The organism is Acidimicrobiia bacterium (assembly GCA_035651955.1).
Classification (GTDB): domain Bacteria; phylum Actinomycetota; class Acidimicrobiia; order IMCC26256; family JAMXLJ01; genus JAMXLJ01.
Genome location: DASRES010000036.1, coordinates 1 through 2,931, shown reverse-complemented (window position 1 = coordinate 2,931; position 2,931 = coordinate 1). Strand labels below are relative to the sequence as shown.

The window sequence follows — 2,931 nt, the reverse complement described above, 5'->3', positions numbered from 1 at the left end:
GACGCTCGTCGTCGCGGTCGCGCAGAACGTCGTGAACCTCGCGCTCGAGCTGCTGCTCGTCTACACGCTCGGCCTCGGCATCGCCGGCTCGGCCTGGGGAACGGTCGCGGCGCAGTACGCGGCCGCGATCGCGTATCTCCTGTTCGTCGCGCACCTCGCCCGTCCCCTCCGCGCGACCTGGGGCGTGCGCACGCACGGGATGCGCGACTCGGCGCGCGTCGGCGGGCGTCTCGTCGTCCGGACCGGATCGCTGCTGTTCGCGTATCTCGTCACGACCGCGGTCGCGTCGCGCCTCGGTGACGCGCAGCTCGGCGCGCATCAGGTCGCGTTCCAGGTGATGATGTTCCTCGCGCTGTCGATGGACGCGCTCGCGATCGCAGGTCAGGCGCTGATCGGGAAGCTCCTGGGCGCAAACGATGCCGACGGGGCCCGTACCGCCGCGCGGCGCATGCTCGAGTGGGGCGTCGTGATGGGCGTCGTGTTCGGGATCGCGCTCGTCGTGCTCCGGCCGTGGATCGCTCCCCTGTTCACGCACGACACCCGCGTCACGCAGCGCACGCTCGAGCTCCTGTTCGTCGTCGCCGCGTTGCAACCGCTCAACGCGGTCGTGTTCGTGCTCGACGGGATCCTCATCGGCGCCGGAGACGTCGGATACCTCGCCGTGGCGATGGCCGTGTCGACCTTCGTGTGCTTCCTGCCCGTGGCGGTCGCGGTCCAGCTGCTGCACGGCACGCTCCTCGACCTGTGGGGCGCGCTCTGCGTGCTGATGCTCGCCCGGCTCGTCACGATGTGGTGGCGCTACCGGACGCCGGCGTGGCTCGTCGCGGGCGCCGTGCGCGCCGAGCGCCCCGCGTGACGACCTTGCTGACCAGCCCGCGCAACCGACGGCTTGCGCACCCGGCGCCACCGCGGTTTCCTTCGCGGGTGCCCGACCGTGCGCCGGACCCAGTCGTGGACGTCGACCTGACCTCACCCGAGGCGGGATGGACGAACGGCACCGACAGGGCGAGCACCGAGATCGTCCACGTCCCGCGGACCGACGCGGGAACCGAGCCGTCGCCGACCGAGGCACGGCGCTCCGACGTCGACGGCTGGGGCCGCAGCGAGCGGATGCGTCGCATCGCGCGCGCCATCTATGACCCCGTGTACGAGCACTGGTTCCGGGTCGAGTGGGAAGGGCTCGAGCACGTGCCGCGCGCGGGTGGCGCGCTGATGATCGCCAACCACGCGGGCGCGATCCCGTCGGACGCGCCCGTGATCATGCACGGCATCGAGAAGGAGCTCGGCCGGCCCGTGTACGGCCTCGCCGAGAACCTGTTCCGCGCCGTGCCCGTCGTCGGCACGCTGTGGTCACGCGGCGGTGGCGTCGGCGCGCATCCCGACAACGCGTACCGGCTCCTCCACGACGAGCAACAGCTCGCGGTCGTCTTCCCGGAGGGGACGAAGGGTCCGGGCAAGCACTACCGCGAGCGGTATCGACTGCGGCGGTTCGGGCGGGGCGGGTTCGTCGCGATCGCCATGCGGGCCGGCGTACCGGTCGTGCCGATTGCGGTTGTCGGCTCGGAGGAGACGATGCCGCTCCTCTACAAGAGCGCGCGCGGCGCCAAGATCCTCAATGTCCCGTACTTCCCGGTGACGGCCAACATGCTCCTGCTGGGACCACTCGGTCTCGTCGCGCCGTTCCCCGCCAAGCTGCGGCTGCGCGTGCTGCCGCCCGTGCACTTCGACGTGCCACCCGATCAGGAGCGCTACTCGCGCAGCCGCATCATGGAGGAGGCGGAGCGCATCCGCGAGCTCATCCAGCAGGCGGTCTACGACATGCTGCGCGCCCGTCGCAGCGTGCTGTTCGGCTGATCCGGTCGACCGATGCGTGTTCTCGTCGCCGGGCTCGGGACGTACTGGGGCAGCCGCGTGGCCCAGGCACTCGAAGCGCTCGACGAGGTGGAGGTGATCGTCGGCGTCGACACGCGTGATCCCGTCCTCCCGCTCGAGCGGACGGAGTTCGTGCGGGCCGATTCGTCGTTCTCGATCCTCAACCGGATCGTGCGCGCGACGCAGGTCGACACGATCGTGCACACGCATCTCGTCGTCGACTCGACGAAGCTGCGCAGCCGCGCCCTGCACGAGATCAACGTGATCGGCACCATGAACCTTCTCGCAGCAGCCGGCGCGGCGGGCAGCCCGGTCCGAAAGGTCGTGCTGAAGAGCTCGACGCTCGTCTACGGCTCGACCTACCAGGACCCGTACTTCTTCCGCGAGGAGACCCGCCGCGTGCGCGGCGCGCACACGCCGGTGGAGCGGTCGCTGCTCGAGGTGTCGGGGTTCGTACGCGACTTCGCGGAGGACAACCCGCATGTCACGGTGACGAAGCTGCGGTTCAGCAACGTGCTCGGCGAGGGGGTCGACACGCCGTTCACGAAGGCGTTCCGGCGGCCGGTCGTCCCCGAGATCTTCGGCTTCGACCCGCGCATGCAGTTCACCCACGAGGACGACGTCGTCGGCGCGCTCGTGTACGGGGTGCTGCACGACGTGCCGGGCGTCTACAACGTCGCCGGTGACGGGACGCTGCCGTGGAGCGAGGTGTGCGCGATCGTCGGCAAGCCGCGCGTCCCGTTGATGCCGGTCGCGACGGGTCTCGCGGCGCGACCGTTGCGCGCCGCCGGCCTGCTCGACCTGCCGTCCGAGCTGCTCGACCTGCTGCGCTACGGGCGCGGCGTCGACAACGCGCGCTACAAGCGGGCCGGGTACCGCTACGGGTTCACGTCGGTCGGCACGGTGCACGCCTTCGCCCGGGCGCTCCGGCTCGAGCGCGTCGTCGGGGACGCACGACCGCAGTACCGCTACGAGCGCGACGTCGAGCAGTTCTTCCGACACTCCCCCGCCGTCGTACACCAGGTGGACTGAATGCCGCTGCGGACCGAACGTCACGAC

The 2,931-nt window shown here is 70.8% G+C and carries 3 protein-coding genes; all 3 read left to right on the top strand.

The genetic code is table 11. From position 1 onward, the window contains the following. The coding region (locus VFC33_08310) for an MATE family efflux transporter (GenBank protein HZR13238.1) at positions 1–856 on the top strand (856 nt) is incomplete at its 5' end. Positions 857–951: 95 nt separating this feature from the next. After that, on the top strand, positions 952–1,854 hold the full coding sequence (locus tag VFC33_08305; protein HZR13237.1) for a lysophospholipid acyltransferase family protein: 903 nt from the start codon (positions 952–954) through the stop codon (positions 1,852–1,854). Between the two features lie 12 nt (positions 1,855–1,866). Beyond that, positions 1,867–2,904 (top strand): NAD-dependent epimerase/dehydratase family protein, encoded by a 1,038-nt coding sequence (locus tag VFC33_08300; GenBank protein ID HZR13236.1) that lies wholly within the window; start codon positions 1,867–1,869, stop codon positions 2,902–2,904. Positions 2,905–2,931: the final 27 nt, after the last annotated feature.

Bases quoted from the DNA above. Each gene is read 5' to 3' on its own strand.
- VFC33_08300 (HZR13236.1), top strand. From the start codon at position 1,867: ATGCGTGTTCTCGTCGCCGGGCTCGGGACGTACTGGGGCAGCCGCGTG.